The organism is Ferrigenium straubiae, from assembly GCF_051257895.1.
GTDB classification, from domain to species: domain Bacteria; phylum Pseudomonadota; class Gammaproteobacteria; order Burkholderiales; family Gallionellaceae; genus Gallionella; species Gallionella straubiae.
Map to the genome: position 1 here is coordinate 2,354,284 of NZ_CP194331.1, position 24,304 is coordinate 2,378,587.

The 24,304-nt window shown below is 57.4% G+C and carries 16 protein-coding genes, 3 tRNA genes and 3 rRNA genes; 21 read left to right on the forward strand and 1 reads right to left on the reverse strand.

The features are described 5' to 3' along the window. Positions 1 to 20 precede the first annotated feature (20 nt). Positions 21 to 1,094, forward strand: a complete 1,074-nt coding sequence (gene queG, locus ACRRNM_RS11440) for a tRNA epoxyqueuosine(34) reductase QueG (RefSeq protein WP_435628342.1) — start codon at positions 21 to 23, stop codon at positions 1,092 to 1,094. Here the strand turns inward: queG and ACRRNM_RS11445 are convergent. Continuing rightward, the gene (locus ACRRNM_RS11445) at positions 1,084 to 1,905 is read right to left on the reverse strand and encodes a class I SAM-dependent methyltransferase (RefSeq protein ID WP_435628682.1); all 822 of its coding nucleotides are present in this window, start codon (positions 1,903 to 1,905) and stop codon (positions 1,084 to 1,086) included. The two genes, queG and ACRRNM_RS11445, sit on opposite strands and share 11 nt — an antisense overlap. Positions 1,906 to 2,074: 169 nt before the next feature. Between ACRRNM_RS11445 and ACRRNM_RS11450 the strand changes: the two genes are divergently transcribed. From ACRRNM_RS11450 to ACRRNM_RS11545, 20 genes are all read left to right on the forward strand, one after another. Continuing rightward, positions 2,075 to 3,331 carry a carbohydrate porin gene (locus tag ACRRNM_RS11450; RefSeq protein WP_435628343.1) on the forward strand — a complete coding sequence of 419 codons (1,257 nt, stop codon included), beginning with the start codon at positions 2,075 to 2,077 and terminating at the stop codon, positions 3,329 to 3,331. A 144-nt stretch (positions 3,332 to 3,475) separates the two neighbouring features. Continuing rightward, positions 3,476 to 3,549: transfer RNA gene (locus ACRRNM_RS11455), tRNA-Met, on the forward strand. Positions 3,550 to 3,749: 200 nt separating this feature from the next. Continuing rightward, positions 3,750 to 5,287: ribosomal RNA gene (locus tag ACRRNM_RS11460) — 16S ribosomal RNA — on the forward strand. 143 nt (positions 5,288 to 5,430) lie between these two features. After that, positions 5,431 to 5,507: transfer RNA gene (locus ACRRNM_RS11465), tRNA-Ile, on the forward strand. A 9-nt stretch (positions 5,508 to 5,516) separates the two neighbouring features. Continuing rightward, positions 5,517 to 5,592 (forward strand) — tRNA-Ala (locus ACRRNM_RS11470). A gap of 269 nt (positions 5,593 to 5,861) precedes the next feature. After that, a 23S ribosomal RNA gene (locus ACRRNM_RS11475) occupies positions 5,862 to 8,742 on the forward strand. 149 nt (positions 8,743 to 8,891) lie between these two features. Continuing rightward, a 5S ribosomal RNA gene (rrf, locus tag ACRRNM_RS11480) occupies positions 8,892 to 9,004 on the forward strand. The 16S, 23S and 5S rRNA genes sit together here with 3 tRNA genes alongside, the layout of an rRNA operon. A gap of 216 nt (positions 9,005 to 9,220) precedes the next feature. Continuing rightward, a complete protein-coding gene (gene metX / locus ACRRNM_RS11485; protein ID WP_435628344.1) occupies positions 9,221 to 10,360 on the forward strand; it encodes a homoserine O-succinyltransferase MetX in 1,140 nt (379 codons plus the stop codon). Further along, positions 10,357 to 10,971 carry a methionine biosynthesis protein MetW gene (metW, locus tag ACRRNM_RS11490; RefSeq protein WP_435628345.1) on the forward strand — a complete coding sequence of 205 codons (615 nt, stop codon included), beginning with the start codon at positions 10,357 to 10,359 and terminating at the stop codon, positions 10,969 to 10,971. Before metX ends, metW begins: the two co-directional genes overlap by 4 nt. A gap of 4 nt (positions 10,972 to 10,975) precedes the next feature. Then, on the forward strand, positions 10,976 to 12,232 hold the full coding sequence (locus tag ACRRNM_RS11495) for an AmpG family muropeptide MFS transporter (protein WP_435628346.1): 1,257 nt from the start codon (positions 10,976 to 10,978) through the stop codon (positions 12,230 to 12,232). Next, positions 12,229 to 13,023 (forward strand): dimethylarginine dimethylaminohydrolase family protein, encoded by a 795-nt coding sequence (locus ACRRNM_RS11500; protein WP_435628347.1) that lies wholly within the window; start codon positions 12,229 to 12,231, stop codon positions 13,021 to 13,023. Before ACRRNM_RS11495 ends, ACRRNM_RS11500 begins: the two co-directional genes overlap by 4 nt. A gap of 12 nt (positions 13,024 to 13,035) precedes the next feature. Further along, a complete protein-coding gene (locus ACRRNM_RS11505) occupies positions 13,036 to 13,764 on the forward strand; it encodes a hypothetical protein (protein WP_435628348.1) in 729 nt (242 codons plus the stop codon). Between the two features lie 207 nt (positions 13,765 to 13,971). Next, the gene (locus ACRRNM_RS11510) at positions 13,972 to 15,894 is read left to right on the forward strand and encodes a diguanylate cyclase (protein ID WP_435628349.1); all 1,923 of its coding nucleotides are present in this window, start codon (positions 13,972 to 13,974) and stop codon (positions 15,892 to 15,894) included. A 387-nt stretch (positions 15,895 to 16,281) separates the two neighbouring features. Beyond that, positions 16,282 to 16,599 (forward strand): flagellar transcriptional regulator FlhD, encoded by a 318-nt coding sequence (flhD, locus tag ACRRNM_RS11515; protein WP_435628350.1) that lies wholly within the window; start codon positions 16,282 to 16,284, stop codon positions 16,597 to 16,599. A gap of 13 nt (positions 16,600 to 16,612) precedes the next feature. Beyond that, positions 16,613 to 17,170 (forward strand): flagellar transcriptional regulator FlhC, encoded by a 558-nt coding sequence (gene flhC / locus ACRRNM_RS11520; protein WP_435628683.1) that lies wholly within the window; start codon positions 16,613 to 16,615, stop codon positions 17,168 to 17,170. 204 nt (positions 17,171 to 17,374) lie between these two features. Continuing rightward, the gene (gene motA, locus ACRRNM_RS11525; protein ID WP_435628351.1) at positions 17,375 to 18,229 is read left to right on the forward strand and encodes a flagellar motor stator protein MotA; all 855 of its coding nucleotides are present in this window, start codon (positions 17,375 to 17,377) and stop codon (positions 18,227 to 18,229) included. A 129-nt stretch (positions 18,230 to 18,358) separates the two neighbouring features. Continuing rightward, a complete protein-coding gene (motB, locus tag ACRRNM_RS11530) occupies positions 18,359 to 19,372 on the forward strand; it encodes a flagellar motor protein MotB (protein WP_435628352.1) in 1,014 nt (337 codons plus the stop codon). A 112-nt stretch (positions 19,373 to 19,484) separates the two neighbouring features. After that, entirely contained in the window at positions 19,485 to 21,152 is a 1,668-nt protein-coding gene (locus ACRRNM_RS11535) for a methyl-accepting chemotaxis protein (protein WP_435628353.1), read from the forward strand. A 71-nt stretch (positions 21,153 to 21,223) separates the two neighbouring features. After that, a complete protein-coding gene (locus ACRRNM_RS11540) occupies positions 21,224 to 23,302 on the forward strand; it encodes a methyl-accepting chemotaxis protein (protein ID WP_435628354.1) in 2,079 nt (692 codons plus the stop codon). Between the two features lie 29 nt (positions 23,303 to 23,331). Next, on the forward strand, positions 23,332 to 24,273 hold the full coding sequence (locus tag ACRRNM_RS11545; RefSeq protein WP_435628355.1) for a chemotaxis protein: 942 nt from the start codon (positions 23,332 to 23,334) through the stop codon (positions 24,271 to 24,273). The last annotated feature ends 31 nt before the right edge of the window (positions 24,274 to 24,304 follow it).

Sequence of the window (24,304 nt, forward strand, 5' to 3'; positions counted from 1 at the left end):
ATTCGGCTATCATCCGGACTATGCAAAACGGAGTTCCTCAATCGATCGATTACGACGCGCTTGCCGCGCAGATACGCGCATGGGCTCATGAGCTCGGCTTCCAGGCCGTGGGCATCAGCGACACCGATCTTTCGGCGGCGGAGGCCGGCCTGCTGGAATGGCTCGCGCTCGGCATGCACGGCGAGATGGATTATATGGCAAAACATGGCAGCAAACGCAGCCGCCCGGCGGAACTGCTGCCCGGCACCTTGCGGGTGATTTCGCTGCGCATGAACTACATGCCGCCCGGCGCACGCGACAGCTGGCAGGTGCTCGCAGAAGGCGAACGCGCCTTCATCTCGCGCTATGCGCTGGGGCGCGATTACCACAAGGTGGTGCGCAACCGCCTGGCGAAGCTGGCCGAGAAAATCCGCACCGAAGTGGCGGAATTCGACGGGCGCGTCTTCACCGACAGCGCGCCGGTCATGGAAAAGGAGTTGGCACGCAAGGCCGGCATAGGATGGCGCGGCAAGCACTCCCTGCTGCTGTCGCGCGAACACGGCTCGCGGTTCTTCCTCGGCGAGATTTACGTGAACCTGCCGCTGCCGGCCGACGAGCCGCAGCGGGAGCATTGTGGAACCTGCACGCGCTGCATCGACATCTGCCCGACGCAGGCCATCGTCGCGCCGTACCGCGTCGATGCGCGCCGCTGCATTTCCTACCTGACCATCGAGCTCAAGGGTAGCATCCCCGTCGAGTTGCGCCCGCTGATCGGCAACCGCATCTACGGCTGCGACGACTGCCAGTTGGTGTGTCCGTGGAACAAGTTTGCGCAGGCCAGCGCCGAGCCGGATTTCGCGGTGCGCCACGGGTTGGACGACGTGGGATTAATCGAGTTGTTCACGTGGGACGAGGCCGAATTCGACCGCAAGCTGGCCGGTACCGCGATCTATCGCATCGGCCACGAGCAGTGGCTGCGCAACATCGCCGTGGCTTTGGGGAATACGCCGCAGAGTGCCGCCGTGATTGCAGCCTTGCAGTCGCGCGCGGCGCATCCTTCGGAGATGGTGCGCGAACATGTGACTTGGGCGTTGGCGCGCCAGCTCAATAAATAAACCGCTCACGCAATTCTTCCAGATTCAATTCGCGCAGGATATGCTCCAGTCTTTCCCGCGCATTCTTTCTCTGCGCATCCCCGCGGCGCGCGATGATGAGCTCGTTCTTCATCGAGTGCTCCCAGCCGACCAGTTCCGTCACCGTTACCCCGTAGCCGTGTGACTCCAGCAGCAGGCAGCGCAGCACATTGGTGAGGTGGCTGCCGAATTCGCGGGTGTGGATCGGATGCCGCCAGATTTCCGAGAGCGGAGTTTTGCCGAACGACTGGTTCTTGTGCTTGTTCAATACAGACGCAACCTCGGCCTGGCAGCAAGGCGCCAGCACGATGAATTTCGCCTGCTTGTGCAGCGCGAACTTGATCGCGTCGTCGGTGGCGGTGTTGCAGGCGTGCAGCGCCGTGACGACATCGACTTGCTCGGGCAGTTGCGGCGAGTGGATGGATTCTTCCACCGACAGGTTCAGGAAAGACATGCGCGCAAAGCCCAGCTTCCCAGCCAGTTCGCGGGATTTGCCGACCAGCACCTCGCGGGTCTCGATGCCGTAGACGCGGCCGGCCTCGCGTGCCTTCAGGAACAGGTCGTAGAGGATGAAGCCCAGGTAGGACTTGCCTGCGCCGTGATCCACTAGCGTCAGGTCCTGCCTCTCTGCGAGTATTTCATCGAGCAACGGTTCGATGAAGTGATACAGGTGATAAACCTGCTTCAGTTTGCGCCGGCTGTCCTGGTTGAGCTTGCCGTCGCGCGTCAGGATGTGCAGCTCCTTGAGCAGTTCGACGGACTGGCCGGGTCTGATTTCTGGGATGGAGGTAATGTTCACGGATATAGTCTTCGTGTCTTGGTCATGCGGCCGCAGACGGCGCAAATTCGGCGCCAAATAATAGCGCGTTTCATCGGTGGCGGTGACGCAATCAGCCTTGTGGGGGTAGAATCTGCCTCGCTTCGAGGTATTCGCAATGAATAATATAAAAAGGGAGGGTATCGTGAATCGATTGGTAAAGGCCGCATTTATCGGGCTGGTAGTGAGCAATATCGCGTTCGCCGAGGAAGAAAAAGCGCCGGACTGGAATACGGAAACTCTGTCGGGCGATTGGGGTGGGGCGCGCCCCAGCCTCTACGACAAGGGCATCACGGTGGAACTGACCCACAAGAGCGACCTGCTGGCGAACACGTCGGGCGGCGTCAGCCGCGGTTCGGTCTGGCTGGCGAACAGCGAAGCAGCGATCAACATGGATCTGGGTACGCTGGCCGGTTGGGATGCCACCACCGCCTTCTTCCAGTACCACGTCCAGCACGGTGCCAAGTCGATCAATAATTACACCGGCAGCTTCGCCGGGGTGGACAACATCGAGTCGAGCACCAATGCCGGCCAGTTCTTCCAAGCATGGCTGCAAAAGAATTCGGCCGACGACAGTCTGTCGGTGCTGGCAGGGTTGTATGCGATCGACTCCGAGTTTTATGTCACCGATACCTCAGGGCTGTTCCTGCAGCCGCCTTACGGCATGTCGGCCGAAATGGCGCAGACCGGGCAGAACGGCCCCCCGGTCTTCCCGATGGGCGCACTGGGAATGCGCGTGAAATACGCTTCGTCGGGCTATTACGTGCAGGGGGCATTGACCGACGGCGTGCCGGGGCATCTCAATAATCCGCAGGGCACGCATATCCGGCTGGACAAGGGCGATGGCACGCTCGCCGTCATCGAACTGGGTTCCAATACGTCGGAAGAGGGTAAATCCTTCAATAAGACCGCCATTGGCTTGTGGCGTTACACTGCGCGCGCCGACGATCTGACCGAAGTGGATGCACTCGGCAATCCGCTGCGCCGCCCAGACCAGGGGTTCTACTTCCTGGCTGAGCGTACCCTGCGTGCCGAACAAAATGACCCTGCGCAGGGCTTGTCGGGTTTCGCTCGATTCGGTACGGTCAACAAGGATGTTTATCAGGCGGACTGGTCCGGAAGCCTGGGCTTGATCTACCAAGGGTTATTTGACGGGCGCGATGAAGATACCGCCGGTATTGCCGTCACTACCTGCCATGCCAGCAGCAAGTATCGCGATGCTCAACTTGCGCTGGGCAATGCTTCCGATTCGTCCGAAACGGTAGTCGAAATTACCTATCGCGCGCAATTGAAGCCGTGGTTGTCCGTACAACCGATGGTGCAGCGCATTTTCAATCCAAATATGGATGCAACCCTGCGGGATGTATGGGTGGCCGGGGTGCGGCTTGAAGTGGCATTTTGAAAATCGGCGACCCGTGCAAATCATGAGGCGGCCCGGGGCCTTCTTGGGGTGCCATTGATTCATTGCGTGCGGTGCCAGATTAAATAAATTACATAGTGTTTGACGAAGCCCGGATGCTTTGCTATAGTTCGCCCTCTTCGCTGACGCGGGGTGGAGCAGCTCGGTAGCTCGTCGGGCTCATAACCCGAAGGTCATAGGTTCAAATCCTGTCCCCGCAACCCATCAGCCCGATCTTTAAAAAGAAAACGAACAACCGACGAGTGTAGGCACTTGGTTTTTGGGGAGTTTCCGAGTCCTTAGGGATGAGGGAACGACTTTAAAAATATGTAGTAAAAAGTGCTTACGCAAAGTCGAAAAGAATCATGTCAATGATTCACTTTGAGTAAGACCGGTTCAGAAGTGAACCAAAACAGGAATTGAACTGAAGAGTTTGATCCTGGCTCAGATTGAACGCTGGCGGCATGCTTTACACATGCAAGTCGAACGGCAGCACGGGGGCAACCCTGGTGGCGAGTGGCGAACGGGTGAGTAATATATCGGAACATATCCGGAAGTGGGGGATAACGTAGCGAAAGTTACGCTAATACCGCATATGCCCTGAGGGGGAAAGGGGGGGATCGCAAGACCTCTCGCTTTCGGAGTGGCCGATATCGGATTAGCTAGTTGGTGAGGTAAAGGCTCACCAAGGCGACGATCCGTAGCTGGTCTGAGAGGACGACCAGCCACACTGGGACTGAGACACGGCCCAGACTCCTACGGGAGGCAGCAGTGGGGAATTTTGGACAATGGGCGCAAGCCTGATCCAGCCATGCCGCGTGAGTGAAGAAGGCCTTCGGGTTGTAAAGCTCTTTCAGACGGAAAGAAATCGCACGATTTAATACATCGTGTGGATGACGGTACCGTAAGAAGAAGCACCGGCTAACTACGTGCCAGCAGCCGCGGTAATACGTAGGGTGCGAGCGTTAATCGGAATTACTGGGCGTAAAGCGTGCGCAGGCGGTTTCGTAAGACAGATGTGAAATCCCCGGGCTTAACCTGGGAACTGCATTTGTGACTGCGAGACTAGAGTGTAGCAGAGGGGGGTAGAATTCCACGTGTAGCAGTGAAATGCGTAGAGATGTGGAGGAATACCGATGGCGAAGGCAGCCCCCTGGGCTAACACTGACGCTCATGCACGAAAGCGTGGGGAGCAAACAGGATTAGATACCCTGGTAGTCCACGCCCTAAACGATGTCAACTAGGTGTTGGGGAAGGAGACTTCTTTAGTACCGCAGCTAACGCGTGAAGTTGACCGCCTGGGGAGTACGGTCGCAAGATTAAAACTCAAAGGAATTGACGGGGACCCGCACAAGCGGTGGATTATGTGGATTAATTCGATGCAACGCGAAAAACCTTACCTACCCTTGACATGTCAGGAAGTTTCCAGAGATGGATTCGTGCCCGAAAGGGAACCTGAACACAGGTGCTGCATGGCTGTCGTCAGCTCGTGTCGTGAGATGTTGGGTTAAGTCCCGCAACGAGCGCAACCCTTGCCAATAATTGCCATCATTCAGTTGGGCACTTTATTGGGACTGCCGGTGATAAACCGGAGGAAGGTGGGGATGACGTCAAGTCCTCATGGCCCTTATGGGTAGGGCTTCACACGTAATACAATGGTCGGTACAGAGGGTAGCCAACCCGCGAGGGGGAGCCAATCTCAGAAAGCCGATCGTAGTCCGGATTGTTCTCTGCAACTCGAGAGCATGAAGTCGGAATCGCTAGTAATCGCGGATCAGCATGTCGCGGTGAATACGTTCCCGGGTCTTGTACACACCGCCCGTCACACCATGGGAGTAGAATCTGGCAGAAGTAGGTAGCCTAACCGCAAGGAGGGCGCTTACCACGCTGGGTTTTATGACTGGGGTGAAGTCGTAACAAGGTAGCCGTATCGGAAGGTGCGGCTGGATCACCTCCTTTCTAGAGATATCCAAAGGCTGAGTGCCTACACTCATCGGTTGTTCAAGAGCAGGATTGAAGATTGTGGATCGAGGATTGAGTAGGGGCAGCGTGCTGCTTTACCCCTCATCCCTGGTCCTCGCTCCTTGGTCCTGACAAGTTCAGGGTCTGTAGCTCAGCTGGTTAGAGCATCGTGTTGATAACGCGAGGGTCGTTGGTTCGAGTCCAACCAGACCCACCAGAGAAAAATGGGGGTTTAGCTCAGCTGGGAGAGCACCTGCTTTGCAAGCAGGGGGTCGTCGGTTCGATCCCGTCAACCTCCACCAATACCTGAAGCACAAGAAGCGAGAACCCATATCCAAGCTGATGAGGCTTTGATATTGGCTTTTGCCGATAAGCAGTTCTTTAAAAATTTGGAAGAAGTAAAGAAAGTGATTCACGCAGACGTGGACACGGGGCAACCTGTGTTTGCTGCTGCATGAAAAATCATGGGTTTTGATTGTATCAAGTCAGTTCATGCTAGTCGTATGAACTGGACACAAATGCGAAACACCTATGGCGCCTTGGCAGCGATGCTGAGGGCTTAACGTTATAGGGTCAAGCGAATAAGTGCATGTGGTGGATGCCTTGGCGATTACAGGCGAAGAAAGACGTGACAGCCTGCGATAAGCTGCGGGGAGCTGGCAATAAGCTTTGATCCGCAGATTTCTGAATGGGGAAACCCGGCCCGCAAGGGTCACTCCTGACTGAATACATAGGTCAGGTAGAGCGAACCCAGGGAACTGAAACATCTAAGTACCTGGAGGAAAAGAAATCAACCGAGATTCCGTAAGTAGTGGCGAGCGAACGCGGAAGAGCCTGCAAACTTTAGCTCTCAAATTAGTGGAACAGTCTGGAAAGTCTGGCCATAGTGGGTGATAGCCCCGTACGCGAAAATTTGAGGGTGGAACTAGGTTTGGAACAAGTAGGGCGGGGCACGAGAAACCCTGTCTGAACATGGGGGGACCATCCTCCAAGGCTAAATACTCGTAATCGACCGATAGTGAACCAGTACCGTGAGGGAAAGGCGAAAAGAACCCCGGAAGGGGAGTGAAATAGAACCTGAAACCGCATGCATACAAACAGTGGGAGCCCGCAAGGGTGACTGCGTACCTTTTGTATAATGGGTCAGCGACTTACATTCAGTAGCGAGCTTAACCGAATAGGGGAGGCGCAGCGAAAGCGAGTCTGATAAGGGCGATAGTTGCTGGGTGTAGACCCGAAACCAAGTGATCTATCCATGGCCAGGATGAAGGTTGGGTAAAACCAACTGGAGGTCCGAACCCACTAACGTTGAAAAGTTAGGGGATGAGCTGTGGATAGGGGTGAAAGGCTAAACAAACTTGGAAATAGCTGGTTCTCTCCGAAAACTATTTAGGTAGTACCTCATGTATCACTCTCGGGGGTAGAGCACTGTCATGGCTAGGGGTCTATTGCTGATTACCAAACCATTGCAAACTCCGAATACCGAGAAGTGCGAGCATGGGAGACAGACACCGGGTGCTAACGTCCGGTGTCAAGAGGGAAACAACCCAGACCGCCAGCTAAGGTCCCAAAGACACAGTTAAGTGGAAAACGAAGTGGGAAGGCTAAAACAGTCAGGATGTTGGCTTAGAAGCAGCCATCATTTAAAGAAAGCGTAATAGCTCACTGATCGAGTCGTCCTGCGCGGAAGATGTAACGGGGCTCAAACTGTGCACCGAAGCTGCGGATATGCGTAAGCATATGGTAGGAGAGCGTTCTGTAGGCCTGCGAAGGTGTCCCGTGAGGGATGCTGGAGGTATCAGAAGTGCGAATGCTGACATGAGTAGCGATAAAGGGAGTGAAAGGCTCCCTCGCCGAAAGCCCAAGGTTTCCTGCGCAACGTTCATCGGCGCAGGGTGAGTCGGCCCCTAAGGCGAGGCTGAAAAGCGTAGTCGATGGGAAACAGGTTAATATTCCTGTACCTCAATGCAATGCGATGTGGGGACGGAGAAGGTTAGGCAAGCCGGGTGTTGGACGTCCCGGTTCAAGCGTGTAGGAAGATCCTTTAGGCAAATCCGGAGGGTCAATTCCAAGGCGTGATAACGAGTGCCCTTGTGGCGCGAAGTTGCTGATACCAAGCTTCCAAGAAAAGCCACTAAGCTTCAGTTGCATTGGGACCGTACCGCAAACCGACACAGGTGGGCAGGATGAGAATTCTAAGGCGCTTGAGAGAACTCGGGTGAAGGAACTCGGCAAATTAGCACCGTAACTTCGGGAGAAGGTGCGCCCCGGTAGAGTGTAGAGACTTGCTCTTGAAGCTCGATGGGGTTGCAGTGAAATGGTGGCTGCGACTGTTTAATAAAAACACAGCACTCTGCAAACACGAAAGTGGACGTATAGAGTGTGACGCCTGCCCGGTGCTGGAAGATTAAATGATGGGGTGCAAGCTCTTGATTGAAGTCCCAGTAAACGGCGGCCGTAACTATAACGGTCCTAAGGTAGCGAAATTCCTTGTCGGGTAAGTTCCGACCTGCACGAATGGCGTAACGATGGCCACACTGTCTCCACCCGAGACTCAGCGAAGTTGAAATGTTTGTGAAGATGCAATCTACCCGCGGCTAGACGGAAAGACCCCATGAACCTTTACTGTAGCTTTGCATTGGACTTTGATGGGACCTGTGTAGGATAGCTGGGAGGCTTTGAAGCGGTATCGCTAGATATCGTGGAGCCGACGTTGAAATACCAGCCTGGTGTCATTGAGGTTCTAACCTAGACCCCTGATCGGGGTTGGGGACCGTGCATGGTAGGCAGTTTGACTGGGGCGGTCTCCTCCCAAATTGTAACGGAGGAGTACGAAGGTATCCTAGGTACGGTCGGACATCGTACTGATAGTGCAATGGCAAAAGGATGCTTAACTGCGAGACTGACAAGTCGAGCAGATGCGAAAGCAGGTCATAGTGATCCGGTGGTTCTGTATGGAAGGGCCATCGCTCAACGGATAAAAGGTACTCTGGGGATAACAGGCTGATTCCTCCCAAGAGTTCATATCGACGGGGGAGTTTGGCACCTCGATGTCGGCTCATCACATCCTGGGGCTGTAGCCGGTCCCAAGGGTATGGCTGTTCGCCATTTAAAGTGGTACGTGAGCTGGGTTTAAAACGTCGTGAGACAGTTTGGTCCCTATCTGCCGTGGGCGTTGGAAATTTGAAGGGACCTGCTCCTAGTACGAGAGGACCGGAGTGGACGAATCTCTGGTGTACCGGTTATCACGCCAGTGGTATTGCCGGGTAGCTAAATTCGGAAGAGATAACCGCTGAAAGCATCTAAGCGGGAAACTCGCCTTGAGATAAGATTTCCCTTGTGCCTTGAGCACACTGAAGGGTCGTTCGAGACCAGGACGTTGATAGGCTGGGTGTGGAAGCGCAGTAATGCGTTAAGCTAACCAGTACTAATTGCCCGTGAGGCTTGATCCTATAACGTTAAGTAACAAAGGCGTTTCGCAACGCGCAATCAAAACCACTTTACTTCTTCCAGATACGGTTCAGCGCGAGAGCCTCAAAACTCGACCGATGAACCACAAACAGGGCAGACGACAGAACAGCGTCGGATGCCGAACAGTTTGTCTGACGACCATAGCGAGTTGGTCCCACTCCTTCCCATCCCGAACAGGACAGTGAAACGACTCCGCGCCGATGATAGTGTGCATCCGCATGTGAAAGTAGGTCATCGTCAGACTCCTCTCAAACACAAAAGCCCTCCTCGTGAGGGCTTTTGTGCTTTTGGGGTTTCTATTGATGCCTTAAACGAATTGACAGCGATTCGCAAAACGCGGAAACTGCGCACCAGTGCCGATTTGACATCAGCTTGCGGGGCACTTAAAACATACCAGCTAAAGCGAGGCAACCCGCTCCGCGCAAGCTGAACGGGTTTTGTTTTTTCAGGGAATTCATTTTGGACGCATCCAACAGCATCGGCATCGTCAGCGCAAAACGCGCGCAATTCGACACCCCGCTAGTTTTCAGAAGCGGTGCGGTGCTGCCGCGTTATGAATTGGTGTATGAGACCTATGGCACGCTGAACGCGGACAAGTCCAACGCGATCCTGATCTGCCACGCGCTGTCCGGCCATCACCATGTCGCAGGCCATTATGCGGACAACTCGGGAAACATCGGCTGGTGGGACAACATGGTGGGGCCCGGCAAGCCGATCAACACCAATAAATTTTTTGTAATCGGCCTGAACAATCTCGGCGGCTGTCACGGTTCGACCGGCCCTTCCTCGATTAACCCGGAGACCGGGCAGCCATACGGCGCAGATTTTCCGGTCATCACGGTGGAAGACTGGGTGGCATCGCAGGCGCGCCTCGCCGATCTGCTCGGTATCCGGCAATTCGCGGCGGTGATCGGCGGCAGCCTGGGCGGGATGCAGGCGCTGCAATGGTCGCTGACCTTCCCTGAGCGGGTGCGCCATGTCCTGACGATTGCCGCCGCGCCTCACCTTACCGCACAGAACATTGCATTCAACGACGTGGCACGCAGCGCGATTCTCAGCGACCCGGATTTCCATGGTGGCAATTTCTACCAGCACAACGTGGTGCCGACACGCGGTCTGAGGCTGGCGCGCATGCTGGGGCACATCACCTACCTGTCTGACGACGCGATGGCGGACAAGTTCGGGCGCGAACTGCGCGATGGGAAATTCAGTTATGGCTACAACATCGAGTTCGAGATCGAGTCTTACCTGCGCTATCAGGGCGACAAATTTGCATCCTACTTCGATGCCAACACTTACTTGTTGATGACCAAGGCCCTGGATTATTTCGATCCGGCGCACGACTACGGCGGGGACCTGAACCAGGCGTTCGCGCGTGCCAAGGCGGATTTTTTGGTGATTTCGTTCACCACCGACTGGCGTTTCTCGCCGGAACGCTCGCGGGAAGTCGTGCGCCCCCTGCTGCACAACCAGCGCAACGTCAGCTATGCCGAAATCACCTCTACGCACGGTCATGATTCCTTCCTGATGGAAAATCCGCACTATTTCGACGTGATGCGCGCCTATCTTGATAACGTCGCGAAGGAATCTGCCAAATGACGCAGAACGATATCGCCCGGCTCGCCGCCGAACGCCCGGATTTTGCCGCGATTGCCGCCTGGATACCGAAGGGTGCATCGGTGCTCGACCTCGGCTGCGGCGACGGCAGCCTGCTGCGCTACCTCAAGGAAACCCGCGCGGTGCGCGGCTACGGCGTGGAGATCAACGATCTCGATATCGTGTCGTGCATCGCCAACGGAATAAACGTGATCCAGAATGACCTGGAATCCGGCCTGTCCGATTTCGAGGACGGCTCGTTCGACTTCGTGATCCTGTCGCAGACCCTGCAAGCCACGCGCCACACCGAGGCGCTGACTCGGGAAATGCTGCGTGTCGGACGAGAGGGTGTCGTAAGCTTCCCCAACTTCGGTTACTGGAAAAACCGCCTCCATGTGCTGCTCGGCAACATGCCGGTATCGCGCGAGTTGCCCTACCAGTGGTATGACACGCCGAACGTGCATCTCTGTACGCTGCGCGACTTCGAGGACTTCTGTCGCGGCCATGACGTGACGGTGCTGGAGCGCAGCGTGATGACCGGCGAGCGCGAGGTGCGGCTGCTGCCGAACCTGCTGGGCAGTACGGCGGTGTACCGCTTCAAACGCACGGCATAACTGGATGACCGTCTGGCAGCAACTCTTCACCCGCCGCATGCTGATCTGCGTGTTCACCGGTTTCGCTTCCGGCCTGCCGCTGTACCTGCTGCTCAACCTGGTTCCCGCGTGGCTGCGCACCGAACATATCGACCTCAAGGTGATCGGCGCGTTCGCGCTGATCCAGTTTCCCTATACCTGGAAATTCCTCTGGTCGCCGCTGCTCGACCGCTATGTCGTGCCGCTGCTCGGGCGGCGGCGCGGCTGGATGCTGCTGACCCAGATCGCGCTGCTGGTGGTGATCGCCGCACTGGGCGGCTTTTCGCCACAAGAGAATTTAGGCCTCATCGTGCTGTTCTGCACACTGCTGGCTTTCCTCTCCGCCACGCAGGACATCGCGCTGGACGCCTATCGTCGCGAGTTGCTGCTGGACAATGAACTCGGCCTTGGCAATGCGGTGCATGTCAACGCCTACCGCATCGCCGGGCTGATTCCCGGCTCGCTGTCGCTGATCCTCGCCGACCATCTGCCTTGGGACACGGTGTTCCTGATCACTGCATTGTTTATGCTGCCCGGCATAGCGATGACGCTGCTGGTCAGGGAGCCGGTCGCACTTAACACACCCAAGACGCTGCGCGCCGCGGTGGTCGAGCCATTCCGCGAATTCATCGGGCGGCAGGGCTGGCGAGGCGCGCTGCTGATCCTCGCGCTCCTTTTTTTCTACAAACTCGGCGACAGCCTGTGCACCGCGCTGGCTACGCCGTTTTATCTCGACATGGGCTTCAGCAAGTCGCAGATTGGCCTGATCGCCAAGAATGCCGGGCTGTGGCCGGCGGTGATCGGCGCGCTGCTCGGCGGCATCTGGATGCTCAGGCTCGGCATCAACCGCGCGCTGTGGCTGTTCGGCGTGGTGCAGGTGGTGTCGATCTTCGGCTTCTACTGGCTGGCGGTACAGGGTACCCATGCAGAAATCACCGCGCTGCACCTTACACAGCTCGCGTTCGTGATCGGCCTGGAGGCGTTCGGCGTCGGGCTGGGCACGGCGGCCTTCGTCGCTTACATCGCGCACACCACCCACCCCGCCTACACCGCGACCCAGTTTGCGCTGTTCACCAGCCTTGCTGCCGTGCCGCGCACCTTCATCAATGCCACCGCAGGCTGGCTGGTAGAGCAGATGGGCTGGAGCGGCTTCTTCCTGCTGTGCGCGGTGCTGGCGATACCGGGAATGCTGCTGCTGTTCAAGGTCGCGCCGTGGAATGAAGCCGCACGGGAGATACGATGAAGCATTTTCTGATGTGCGAGCCGAGCTTTTTTGAAGTGCGCTACGTGATCAATCCCTGGATGGAAGGCAACCAGGGGAGAGTGGACAAGGTGCTGGCGAGGCAGCAGTGGAAAAACCTGTATGACATCGTGACGGCTCGGGCAACGGTCAGCCTGATCGAACCTGTTGCGGGGCTGCCGGATATGGTGTTTACCGCCAATGCTGGCCTCGTCCACAACAAGGATGTCATCGTCTCGTCGTTTCGCCATGTTGAGAGACAGCCGGAAGCAAGGTTCTTCGAGAAATTTTTTGCCTCCCTTCATTACAGCGTGCGGCATCTGAGTGAAGAGACAATCTTCGAAGGCGCGGGAGATGCCCTGTTCGATTCACAGGGGAGGCTCTGGGTCGGCTCGGGAATCCGCAGCGACCCCCACGCGCCGGAGGAAGTTGCCGCCGTGCTCGATGCCGAAACCTCCGGGCTGAACCTCGTCGACCCCCACTGGTATCACCTCGATACGGCCTTCTGCCCGCTGCCGGAGGGGCAAGCCATCGCCTACGCAAAGGCGTTCTCCGGAAAAAGTATAGAAACCCTGCACAGTGCCTTCGGTGAGAACATCATCTGGATCGCAGAAACGGATGCGAGGAATTTCGCTTGCAATGCCATCTCCATCGATCGAAGCGTCATCCTGCACCGGGCGTCCGCAGAACTGAAATTTGCCCTGCAGCAACGCGGCTTCGAAGTCATCGAGGTAGATGTTTCCGAATTCCTCAAGGCCGGTGGGGCATGCAAATGCCTGACGCTGGAGATTTGAGGAGCATAAGCAATGAGCGCCAGTGAGTTGATTGCCGCCGCACAAAAATTGTCGCGCGCCGTATCAGGCCTGTCTTTTTCCGCGCCGGTCACGCATGTCTACAACCCGCTCGACTATGCCTGGGCGTGCCACGAGCAGTACCTGCGGCGCTATGGCGAAGGCAGGAAGCGCATCGTGTTCGTCGGCATGAATCCGGGCCCGTTCGGCATGACGCAGATCGGCGTGCCGTTCGGCGAAATCGCGGCGGCGCGCGACTGGCTGCACCTCGATGCGCCCATCGGAAAGCCTGAGTGCGAAAACCCGGCACGCCCCATCGAGGGCTGGGCATGCCCGCGCAGCGAAGTGAGCGGGCGGCGGCTGTGGGGATTGTTTGCACAACGCTTCGGGGAGGCGGACCACTTCTTCGCTGAACACTTCGTTGCCAACTATTGCCCGCTGGCGTTCTTCGCCGGCGCGCGCAACGTCACGCCGGACAAGCTGCCTCCGGCGCAGGCAGCCCCTCTGTTTGCGGCCTGCGACACCCATCTGGCCGAAGTAATCCGCGCCAGCGGCGCGGAGTGGGTGATCGGCATCGGCGGCTTCGCCGAAACCCGTGCGCGTCACGCGCTGGCGGAAGTTCCAGGCATCCGCTTCGGGCGCATTTTGCATCCCAGTCCGGCCTCGCCTGCCGCCAACCGTGGCTGGGCGGAGCAGGCTACCCGGCAGATGCAGGCGCTCGGTCTGTGGGATCATCCTGGATAACGGTGCTTGCTCGTGAGTGCCAGGGACCGTGCATGGTTTACGCCATCTGGGGTGGTAGGCCTTAGCCAAGTCAGGATGAGCCTCGTCTCCTGTTTTTTCGGCCACAATACTTCCCGTTATCGCCAGAACTGACTTCCCGCATTTTTTCATTACCCCCTCGCACCCAGTTGCGGTAAACTACTGACGGAAAAGCAAGGAAGTAATTCGATGGATGTCGCCGAAAGCCCAATACTGTCCCGCCTGAAAGTCAGCAATCGCCTGCCCACGCCGAAAGGAGTGGCGCTGGAGGTGATTAACCTGACGCAACGCGATGATGTATCCAATCCCGACATTGTCCGGCTGGTCGGCTCGGACCCAGCCTTGAGCGCGCGGGTCATCAAGGCGGCCAATGTGCTGCTCACCAACCCTTCCAGGCCGATCACCACCATCGCCGATGCGGTGACGGTGCTGGGAGTGCATGCGCTGCGCCAGCTGGTGCTGGGCATCGCGCTGATCGCGGATTACCGCAGCGGCCCCTGCAAGCAGTTCAACTACCCGTATTTCTGGGCGCACTCGCTGCTGACCGGTATCGCCGCGAAGCATCTGGCGGCGCGCGCCCGGCTGGCCGTGGCCGAGGAGATTTTCGTGCTGGGCCTGCTCGGCAATATCGGCCAGCTGGCCCTGGCCACGGCATACCCCGAAGAGTATGGCGATGTGCTTGAATGCGCGAAGGGCAAGGCGCTGGCAGAGCTATATCGGCAGGAGCGCGATAAATTCGATTGCGACCATGCGGAATTGAGTGAGGCGATTCTTGCCGATATGCACTTCCCCAGGATTTTCCAGGTGTTGGCGCGCGATTTCCGGCAGCCCGAATCCAGCAAGGCGACCGAGGGTTCGCGCGAATGGAGGTTGACGCATCTGCTGCACGTGGCATCGCTGCTGGCGGATGCGTGCCTGGCGGGTCCCGCAGAGCGCGGCGCGCTGGTGGCGAAGCTGCGGCTGCATGCCGCGCGCGTGGCCATCGAGACGGATCATCTCATCGAGATCGGCGATGCGTGCGTGCGCGACTGGCTGGACTGGCTGGAGTTGATGCATATGGGGATGGTTCATATCCCGCCGTTTGCGGAGTTGCTGAGCCAGTCGGATGCGGCTGATGCCGCGGCCGAGGTGCCGCATTGGGCGCACGCCGACCAGGCCGATTACAAGATGCGCGTGCTGGTGGTCGAGGACGATCGCGCAATGCTGGTGCTGCTGGAGGCTATGCTGAAGACAGCCGGGCACGAGGTGCTGGTTGCGCGCAACGGCGTGGAGGCAATGCGCATCGTCGAGCAGCAGCATCCGCAGCTGGTGATTACCGGGTGGACGATGCAGCAGATGGATGGCATCACGCTGTGCCGCAGGCTGCGCGAGAGTCAGGAGCGGCGCGATGTGTATGTGATCATTCTCACCATACAGGAGAGCGTGGATAGGCTGGTTGAGGCATTCGATGCGGGCGCGGACGATTATCTGGTCAAGCCGATCGCGCAGAAAGTTTTTTTCGCGCGCCTGCGCGCTGCACAACGGGTAGTGCGATTGCAGGAGGAGTTGGCCTTCGACCGCGAGCAGTTGCTGCGCTTTTCCAAGGATCTGGCGGCCTCCAACGAGCGCTTGCAGCGGCTGGCATTGACCGATGCGCTGACCGAACTGCCCAATCGCCGTTTTGCGATGGAGCGCATCGAGCAGGAGTGGGCATTGTCCAAACGCGGCGACCGCACCTTGTCCTGCATGATGGTCGACGTCGACTACTTCAAGGCCATCAATGACAAGTTCGGCCACCAGGCGGGTGACGAGGCGCTGAAATGCATTGCCAATACCTTGCGCCAGTCGGCGCGCACGCAGGATGTAGTGTGCCGCTATGGCGGGGAAGAGTTCCTGGTGATCTGTCCGGATACTGGCATCGATGCGGCTTACCAGTGTGCCGAGCGGTTACGCCTGAATGTGGCTGCTCTGAAGTTCAGGAGTCAGGGGGCCGATATCAAGCTGACAATCAGCGTAGGCGTGGCGCAGAAGAAAGGCGGGATCGCCTCGGTCGAGGATTTGCTGAGTCGTGCCGATGAATGCCTGTATGCGGCAAAGCAGGGCGGACGGAACCGGGCGGTCTGCGCGAAATAAGCCTCCGAGTTGCCGCTGGCAGTTAATGTCTTTATGAAAAAACGCGCGGCGATCAGCCCCGTTTTATATGCAACCAACGGGTCAATCCACTTCGCAGGCGTGAACATCTCCTGCATTTCGGCTGCATTTTTCGGGGTAATCGCCCCTGAGAAAAAGCCATCGACATCATCGCCCCCCTCGCGTTTAATTTGAAGATAGAGAATTTGTCTTGTAAGAATAAATCTTACATGGCTCATCTTTGGATGCTTACAAAAAAAACGGCGCGCTTCCAGTTCTTTTCTTGCATGCAACTCCTGATAATGCGAGCACTGAAATTCGTGCGGTCGATGTCAGCGGTAAACGTCGGCGCAGTCAGTTCAGTTTGTTCCATACTGGCTAGGGGGGTACATGAGCACCATGCAATTGCAGGAAGGAATCCGCGACATCAATCTGACTTATCTGATGCTGGCTCAGCAAATGATCAAGGAGGACAGGTCGGCCGCAATTTTCCGTTTGGGCATCGGCCAGGATCTGGTGGATATCATCGCCGGCCTGACACCCGCGCAGATCATCAAGATAGCGGCTTCCAATATGCTGTTGTGCCGTTTCCGTTTTGACGAAAACCTGCTGCTCAATATGGTGACTGGCTACAGCAAGGATCGCATGATGTCGCAGGCGCATGCTGCGATCCTGATGTCGGCGCAACCCGTCGAAGAGCTTGCATAGAAAGGCGGCTGATCTGACTGTCAAGACTGTAGCAGGGGAGGCACAGCAAGTCAGGGTTGCGATTGACCTGATCGAACTGGGCGCCCGCCTGCAGTTGCTGCAGGAAGAAACCTCGCTGAGCCGCGAGCGCCTGCTCAGGCTCTACAAGGAGATCAAGGGCGAGTCGCCTTCCAAGGGTATGCTGCCTTATTCGACCGACTGGTTCATGAGCTGGCAGCCGAATATCCACTCCTCCCTGTTCATGGATATCTACAGGTTCCTGGTCATCAATGCCGGAATCGACGGCGTACAGGCGCTGATTACCGCATATCGCTTATACCTCGACCAGGTGCAGGGCATCGAAGATGCCGAACCCGTGCTAAGCATTACCCGTGCATGGTTTCTGGTCCGTTTTTTCAAGGCGGGAATGATGCAACTCTCTCCCTGTCGGGAATGTGGCGGATACTTTGTGGCTCATGCGAACGAACTGCACGACAACTATGTGTGCGGCATCTGCCATCCTCCCGCGCGCGCCGGCAAGACCAAGGCCGCCAAACAGGCCTCGATTGCCGCTCTGCAAGTCGCCTGCTGACCGTATAGCTTGCAAGACTGGCGGGATAGTGGTCTTGCGCTCCAAACCGGCCGAAAACTGCGTAAATGCGCAATTCATCCGCTTTCAATCCTGCCGAATTAATCTAGAATGCGCATATGGGCTTTGCCGATTGCGACGCCGGGCGCGCAAAAGTGAAGCTATGCCTCCTTCTTGCGGAGGGAAACGACGACAGGGAATGCGGGCATGTTGGTAATCATTGGTTATGTGGTGGTGTTGTTCTCGGTATTCGGCGGGTTTGCCATGGCCGGCGGCCATCTGGCCGCATTGCTCCAGCCTATCGAGTTGTTGATGATCGCAGGTGCCGCAATAGGTGCATTTTTTGTTGGTAACACCGGCAAAGCGATCAAGGCGACACTCAAAAGCCTGCCGAAGACCCTGCAAGGCGCCAAGTACAACAAGGCAATCTACATGGAACTGATGGCCTTGCTGTACGAGTTGCTGAACAAAGTGCGCAAGGAGGGCCTGATGTCCATCGAGGGTGATGTGGAGGAGCCCTCGGAGAGCGCAATTTTTGCCAAATACCCCAAAGTGATTGCGGACCACCATGTGGTCGAGTTCATGACCGATTACTTGCGCATCATGGTCAGTGGCAACCTGAACGCGATGGAAATCGAGAACCTGATGGATGTCGAAATCGACACGCACCACCATGAGGAAATGGTGGCTTCCCATGTGATTGCCAAGCTTGGCGACTCGATGCCGGCTTACGGCATCGTCGCGGCGGTGATGGGCGTGGTGCATACCATGGAATCGGTCGGCCTTCCCCCGGCCGAATTGGGGATATTGATCGCGCATGCGCTGGTGGGCACTTTCCTGGGCATTCTGCTGGGCTACGGTTTTGTCGGCCCCTTGGCTACGCAACTGGAACAAAAGGCCATGGAAGGCACCAAGATACTCAATGTCATCAAGGTGACCCTGCTGGCCAATCTCAACGGTTATGCGCCGGCGATGGCGGTCGAGTTCGGCTGCAAGGTGCTGGATTCCACCGAGCGCCCGGGCTTTGCCGAACTGGAAGAGCATGTCAAACAAAAACGCTGACCGGGAGACAGAGGGCGGGGAGCAGAGGGTAGATTGTCGCGTGCTGCCGTGCGGCGCGCCCTGTCCGAAAATGCGGCATAGCCGCGACAATCCCACCGCCTTCCATTTTCTGCCTTCCAACTTCTGAACATGGCTGACGACAAAAATAAAAAACCCATTATCGTAAAGCGCGTCAAGAAGGTGGTGGGCATGCCGCACGGCGGGGCATGGAAGATTGCCTATGCCGACTTCGTCACGGCAATGATGGCGTTCTTCCTGTTGATGTGGCTGCTAGGTACGACCAACAAGGGAGATCTGGAAGGGATTGCCGAATATTTCAAGATGCCGCTCAAGGTGGCATTGTCAGGCGGCAAGGTTTCCGGTGAAACCGCCACTCTCATTCAGGGGGGCGGGCACGATATTACGCGCGCCGAGGGGCAGGTGAAGTTGGGCGGGAAGTCCGCTGAAACCAGGGTTGTCGATCTTAAAAAGGTGCAAGCCGAAGCATTGCGCAGTCAGCGTGCGCAGGAAGTTGAAAGGCTTAAACAATTGAAAGCCAGCATCGAGAGGGCCATCGAAAGCAATCCCAGGCTGCAGCAATTCAAAAACCAGATCCTGCTGGACATCACCAGCGAGGGGCTGCGCATCCAGATCGTGGACGAGAAAAACCGCCCGATGTTCCAGATCGGTAGCGCCCAGCTGGAACCCTACACCAAGGAAATCCTGCACGAAATCGGCAAGATGCTGAATGAAGTGCCAAATAAAGTGAGCATTTCCGGTCATACCGACGCGGCACTTTATGGCGGGGGTGCCAAGGGGTACAGTAATTGGGAACTGTCTGCGGACCGCGCCAATGCCTCGCGCCGCGAACTGATTGCGGGCGGCATGGCGAATGAGAAAATCGTCCGCGTGGTGGGGCTGTCTTCTGCTGTGTTATTCAAGAAAGAAGAGCCGCTCAATCCGGTCAATCGGCGCATTAGCATGATCGTGATGAACAAGAAGGCCGAGGAGGCAGCCAGCCATGACGGCGGCACGGTCGGAGGGGCAGCAGAGGAAGATGCGGAATCCAGCGGTATGGAGGAGACGCAGGCGGGAGGGGTGCAAAACGACAACCCCCAGAATGCTGAGGCGGCGCCTGCTGTGCCGACAGCGCGCCAGCCCTGATTTCACGAATTGGCGGGTGTTTATTTCTCTGTTCCCCCGAAGAAAATCCGGGTTTTCCATTTAAAGTGCCGATCATGGCAGGACTGCCTCATGTCGACAGGAGACTTGCGGCATGGCGTCGGAAGGTGGGCGTGTAAATTTGATACGGGAGTTGATGATGTTGAACGACATGAAAATCAGTTCGCGGTTGACGATCTTGCTGGCGCTTTTTATGGTGGGGTTGGTGATAGTCGGCGTGGTGGGGCTGTATGCCGCGAGCAGGACGGAGCAGGCGCTGGAGTCGACGTTCGACGAAAAAATGACGCCCCTCGTGCAATTGACTTCCATCGCCAAGGCGAATCTGGGCAACCGGCTGGCCATCGCCAATGCGGTCATCCAGCCGGAGCACATGGCAGACTATATCCAGGTGGTCGGGAAGAACAAGGCCGAGATCGACAAGCAATGGGCGGCCTTCATGACCTCGCTGACCGACGAAGAGGACCGGAAGCTGGCGGCGAAATTTGCCGAGGTGCGCGGTCGTTTCGTCGAAGAGGGCATCAAGCCGGCCCTGGAGGCGATGCGCGCCAACAATGTGGCCGAGATCAGGCGGATACAGGTAGAGCATGTCAATCCCCTCTATGCACCGCTGTTCGAGGCTCTGGATGCGCTGATCGAGATGGAAAAGCGCGACACCCAGAAGCTGCACGAGGAATCGACCGCCACCTACAGGAACATGCGCAACCTCTCCATTGCGCTGATCCTGATCGGTGCGGTGATGGGTGGCGGACTTGGGGTTTCCATCATCCGCGGCGTGCATCGCTCGGTGGATGAACTGCGCGGCGTAATGGTGAAGATGGCGGCGGATGGCGACCTGAGGGCGCGCGCCAAAGTCTACGGGCAGGATGAGATCGGCGAGGCGGCGGCGGCCTTCAACGCGCTGATCGACAATTTCGCCAGCATCATCCGGCAGATCGTCGGCCATGCCGACACGGTATCCGGCACCGCGGTGCAGTTGTCGGCCTCCTCATCGCAGATTTCGCAAAGCTCGCAGGCGCAGAGTGAGGCGGCTGCATCCACGGCGGCGGCAGTGGAACAGATCACCGTGAGCATCAGTTCGGTTGCCGCCAACACCGATGATGTGCGCAAGCTGTCCGAAAGGAGTCTGAGCCAGACTCGCCATGGCAACCAGAACGTCACGGAAATGATCGGTGAAATCCACAGCGTGCAGCAGGCGGTCAACCAGATCGCCGACTCGGTCAAGGAATTCGTCGACAGCACCCGAGCGATCGCCGGCATGACCCAGCAGGTAAAGGAAATCGCCGATCAGACCAACCTCCTGGCATTGAATGCGGCGATCGAGGCGGCGCGCGCCGGCGAGCAGGGGCGCGGTTTCGCGGTGGTGGCGGATGAGGTGCGCAAGCTGGCGGAGAAGTCCGCACAGTCGGCCAATGAAATCGACCGGGTGACCAACTCGCTGAACCAGAAATCCACCCATGTCGAGGCCACCGTGCAGGAGGGGTTGCAATCCCTGCAGGCAACTCAGGAGCATATCGAGCGGGTCTCTGCCGTGTTGACCGAAGCGGGCGAGGCGGTCACGCAATCCAGCCACGGCGTGAACGACATCGCCACCTCGGTGAGCGAGCAAAGCCTGGCGAGCAGCGAGATCGCGCGCAACGTGGAGAAAATTGCGCAAATGTCGGAAGAGAATCATGCGGCGGTGGAATCGAATGCGCAGGGTATCGTGCGCCTGGAGCAATTGGCCGGGGAATTGCAGGCCGCAGCAAGCCGGTTTAAGGTGTAAGGGTGCGTGCGGAATAGGTTTTAATCGGCTGCACAATGCTTGCCAGAGAATAGTTTTTGGGGGGGTCGGCCATGCAGAATAAAAATGCTTACGTTTCGCAAAAAGAAGTGCCGTTTCCGGCAGAGGCTGTCCTTGTCTCGAAAACCGACACCAAAGGCATCATTACCTATGCGAACGATGCATTCGTGGTGATCTCGGGGTATGCGCGGGAAGAACTGGTCGGCACAAGCCACAACATCGTACGCCACCCCGACATGCCGCCCTCGGCCTTCCAGTGGCTGTGGGATACGCTGAAGGCAGAGCGTCCGTGGCGCGGCACGGTTAAGAACCGCTGCAAGAACGGCGACCACTATTGGGTGCGCGCCACCGTCGCACCGATCATCGAGGGCGGCAAGATCACCGGCTATGTGTCGGTGCGCAAGGCGCCAACGCGCGAACAGATTGCCGAAGCGGAAGCGCTGTACAAGGAATTGAACCGGTCCGGCGCGCAGGCCGTGTCGAAATACGAGCGGTTCAGGTTCAAGAACTGGTCGCTGAAGGCCAAGCTGCAATCCACGATCCAGGTTACGATCATCGTCGTCCTGGCGGTCGCGCAGGTCTTCGTTTCTGCGGATCTCAGGGAGGAGTCGCAAATATTGGCGGCCGAAAAGGGCGCCCAGATTGCCGACGGAATCATCGACAGCTCGAATATGCTGATGGTGACTGGACAGATCGGCGATGTAAATAACCGCAAACTGCTGATCCATAAAGTTGTTTCGTCGAAGAATATTAAGTCCGCGCAATATGTCCGGGTGCAGCAGGTGGTGGAGCAGTTTGGCCCCGGCCTGCCCGAAGAGCGAATCAAGGATGACGTGCAGCGGAAGGCAATCGAAAGCGGGAAGCCCAGTGTTATTTTCACTGATGATGACCGCGGCATGCCGATATTGCGGGTGGTGACCCCTTATGCGGCGAGCAAGGATTTCCACGGCACCGATTGCACCGGCTGTCATGCGGTGCCGGAAGGCACGGTACTTGGCGCTTCGGATGTGGTAATCGACATGAAGCCCGACCTCGACCGAATTAACCATATGGAGATGCAGATAATGGCCGGGCAGATTGCGCTGCAAATCTTCCTGTTCTTCTTCATTGGTTACTGTGTCGACAAGTACGTGCGCCGCCCAGCGCATGCCGTAAGTAATGAATTCAGGAATATCATGGAGGGCAATCTCGATACCGAGCTGGATATTTCCGGACGGGATGAGATGGGATCGATGCTGTGTGAAATCCAGGCCATGCAATGCTATTTGCGCACCATGGTGGACGAGATTGTTACGCCGGTCGGGCTGATGCAGCAGCGCATCATGGATATGGACGCCAGGGTGTCCAGCGTGGCGGACAATGCGGTCAACGAGCAGGATCATATCCAGCAAATCGCCAGCACCATGGAGGAATTCAGCCAGTCGATCGCCGAAGTGGCAAGCATGGCGGCAGATTCACTCAACGATGCACGGGCGATGGAGGCGGTGATCAATGCAAATGCCGAAAGGATGCAAAGCCAGATCAATCCCGCAATGAACAAGGCCGTGGACACCGTGCAGTCGTCCAGCAAGACGATTGCCAATCTCAGTGCGGCAATCCAGAAGATAGGCGCGATTGCGAATGCCATCAAGGACATTGCCGAACAGACCAACCTGCTGGCGTTGAATGCGGCAATCGAGGCGGCGCGCGCCGGCGAGCAGGGGCGTGGCTTCGCGGTGGTGGCGGACGAGGTGCGCAAACTGGCGGAACGCACCGCAACCAGCACCAAGGATATCGCCAGCACCATCGGGGAGATTAACGCAATTTCGGAGGCTGCCGTAAAATCCATGCAGGGCGCGATAACCGATGTCGAAAACGGCGTTTCCCTGGTACATCAGAACAGCGAGGGACTCAAAACAATCAAGGCTGCGATGGTCAACGTGGACGAGCGTATGGAGCATATTGCCACTGCCATGAGAGAGCAGTCTTCGGCGAGCGAGAGCGTGGCGAATAGCCTTGAGCAAGTCACCGGCCTGGTAGATAACAATACGCAATCCGCCAAGGACGCCAAGGAGGCTGCAGAAGAGTTGGCCAAGTCGGCGGATGAATTAAAAAAAGCCGGATATCCGCTGACCAAATGTGCAATGGGGTAAGGTGGGGAGGGAGCGGTGAGGAGAGAGAAATGTCAGACCTGTTAAAAAATATTGACGCCCGTACCAAGCTGGCGGGAACCAACAAGCTGGAAATCCTGATGTTCACGCTAGGCCTGGACAATCGTACCGGGCGCGAGGAGACCTTCGGCATCAACGTGTTCAAGGTGCGCGAGGTGATGCGCATACCGGAAATTACCCGTGCGCCGGAAATGCCGCCCGCGGTGGAAGGCATGGTGAGTCTGCGCGGCGCGCTTGTGCCGGTGATCGACCTGGCCAAATATACGGGGGTCGAGACCGGCGACAAGGCGGAGATCATGATCGTCACCGAATACAACGGCCATACCCAGGGTTTCCTGGTCAAGGCGGTGGATAACATCCTGCGCCTTGACTGGGCGGCAATGCGCGTCCCGCCGGCAATGCTGGTTGCCGAAATGGGCGGGCTGGTCACGGCGATCACCGAGCTGAAGGATGGCCGCCTGGTGATGATGCTGGATGTGGAGAAGGTGCTTTCCGAGACCAGCCGCTTCGATACCGACGAACTGATTTTCAGGAACGTGCAACCGCTGGGCAAGGAACGCACGGTATTCTTTGCCGACGATTCTTCGGTGGCGCGCAACCAGATCGCGCGCACACTGGATGCGATGCAGATAAAGCACATTTCGGCGATCAACGGGCGCCAGGCATGGACCGAGTTGTCGAAGATGGCGGATTACGCCGAGGCCTCGCATATACCGCTCAAGGATATGGTGCAGGTGATTTTGACGGATGTGGAAATGCCCGAGATGGACGGTTACATGCTGACGCGCAAAATCAAGGCGGACAAGCGGTTTGCCGGCATACCGGTACTGATGCATTCATCGTTGAGCAGTTCGTCCAACCAGCAACTCGGCAAGACGGTCGGAGTGGACGAATACGTGCCGAAGTTCGAGCCGCAGAAGCTGGCGCAGACCTTGGCGCGATTGTTGGCGTAACGGAGGGCTGAAGGCGGAAGACAGGGGCTTT

Bases quoted from the DNA above. Each gene is read 5' to 3' on its own strand.
- metW (WP_435628345.1), top strand. From the start codon at position 10,357: ATGACGCAGAACGATATCGCCCGGCTCGCCGCCGAACGCCCGGATTTT.
- ACRRNM_RS11500 (WP_435628347.1), top strand. From the start codon at position 12,229: ATGAAGCATTTTCTGATGTGCGAGCCGAGCTTTTTTGAAGTGCGCTAC.
- ACRRNM_RS11545 (WP_435628355.1), top strand. From the start codon at position 23,332: ATGTCAGACCTGTTAAAAAATATTGACGCCCGTACCAAGCTGGCGGGA.
- flhD (WP_435628350.1), top strand. From the start codon at position 16,282: ATGAGCACCATGCAATTGCAGGAAGGAATCCGCGACATCAATCTGACT.
- ACRRNM_RS11510 (WP_435628349.1), top strand. From the start codon at position 13,972: ATGGATGTCGCCGAAAGCCCAATACTGTCCCGCCTGAAAGTCAGCAAT.
- ACRRNM_RS11535 (WP_435628353.1), top strand. From the start codon at position 19,485: ATGGCGTCGGAAGGTGGGCGTGTAAATTTGATACGGGAGTTGATGATG.
- ACRRNM_RS11495 (WP_435628346.1), top strand. From the start codon at position 10,976: ATGACCGTCTGGCAGCAACTCTTCACCCGCCGCATGCTGATCTGCGTG.
- motA (WP_435628351.1), top strand. From the start codon at position 17,375: ATGTTGGTAATCATTGGTTATGTGGTGGTGTTGTTCTCGGTATTCGGC.
- ACRRNM_RS11540 (WP_435628354.1), top strand. From the start codon at position 21,224: ATGCAGAATAAAAATGCTTACGTTTCGCAAAAAGAAGTGCCGTTTCCG.
- ACRRNM_RS11505 (WP_435628348.1), top strand. From the start codon at position 13,036: ATGAGCGCCAGTGAGTTGATTGCCGCCGCACAAAAATTGTCGCGCGCC.
- queG (WP_435628342.1), top strand. From the start codon at position 21: ATGCAAAACGGAGTTCCTCAATCGATCGATTACGACGCGCTTGCCGCG.
- motB (WP_435628352.1), top strand. From the start codon at position 18,359: ATGGCTGACGACAAAAATAAAAAACCCATTATCGTAAAGCGCGTCAAG.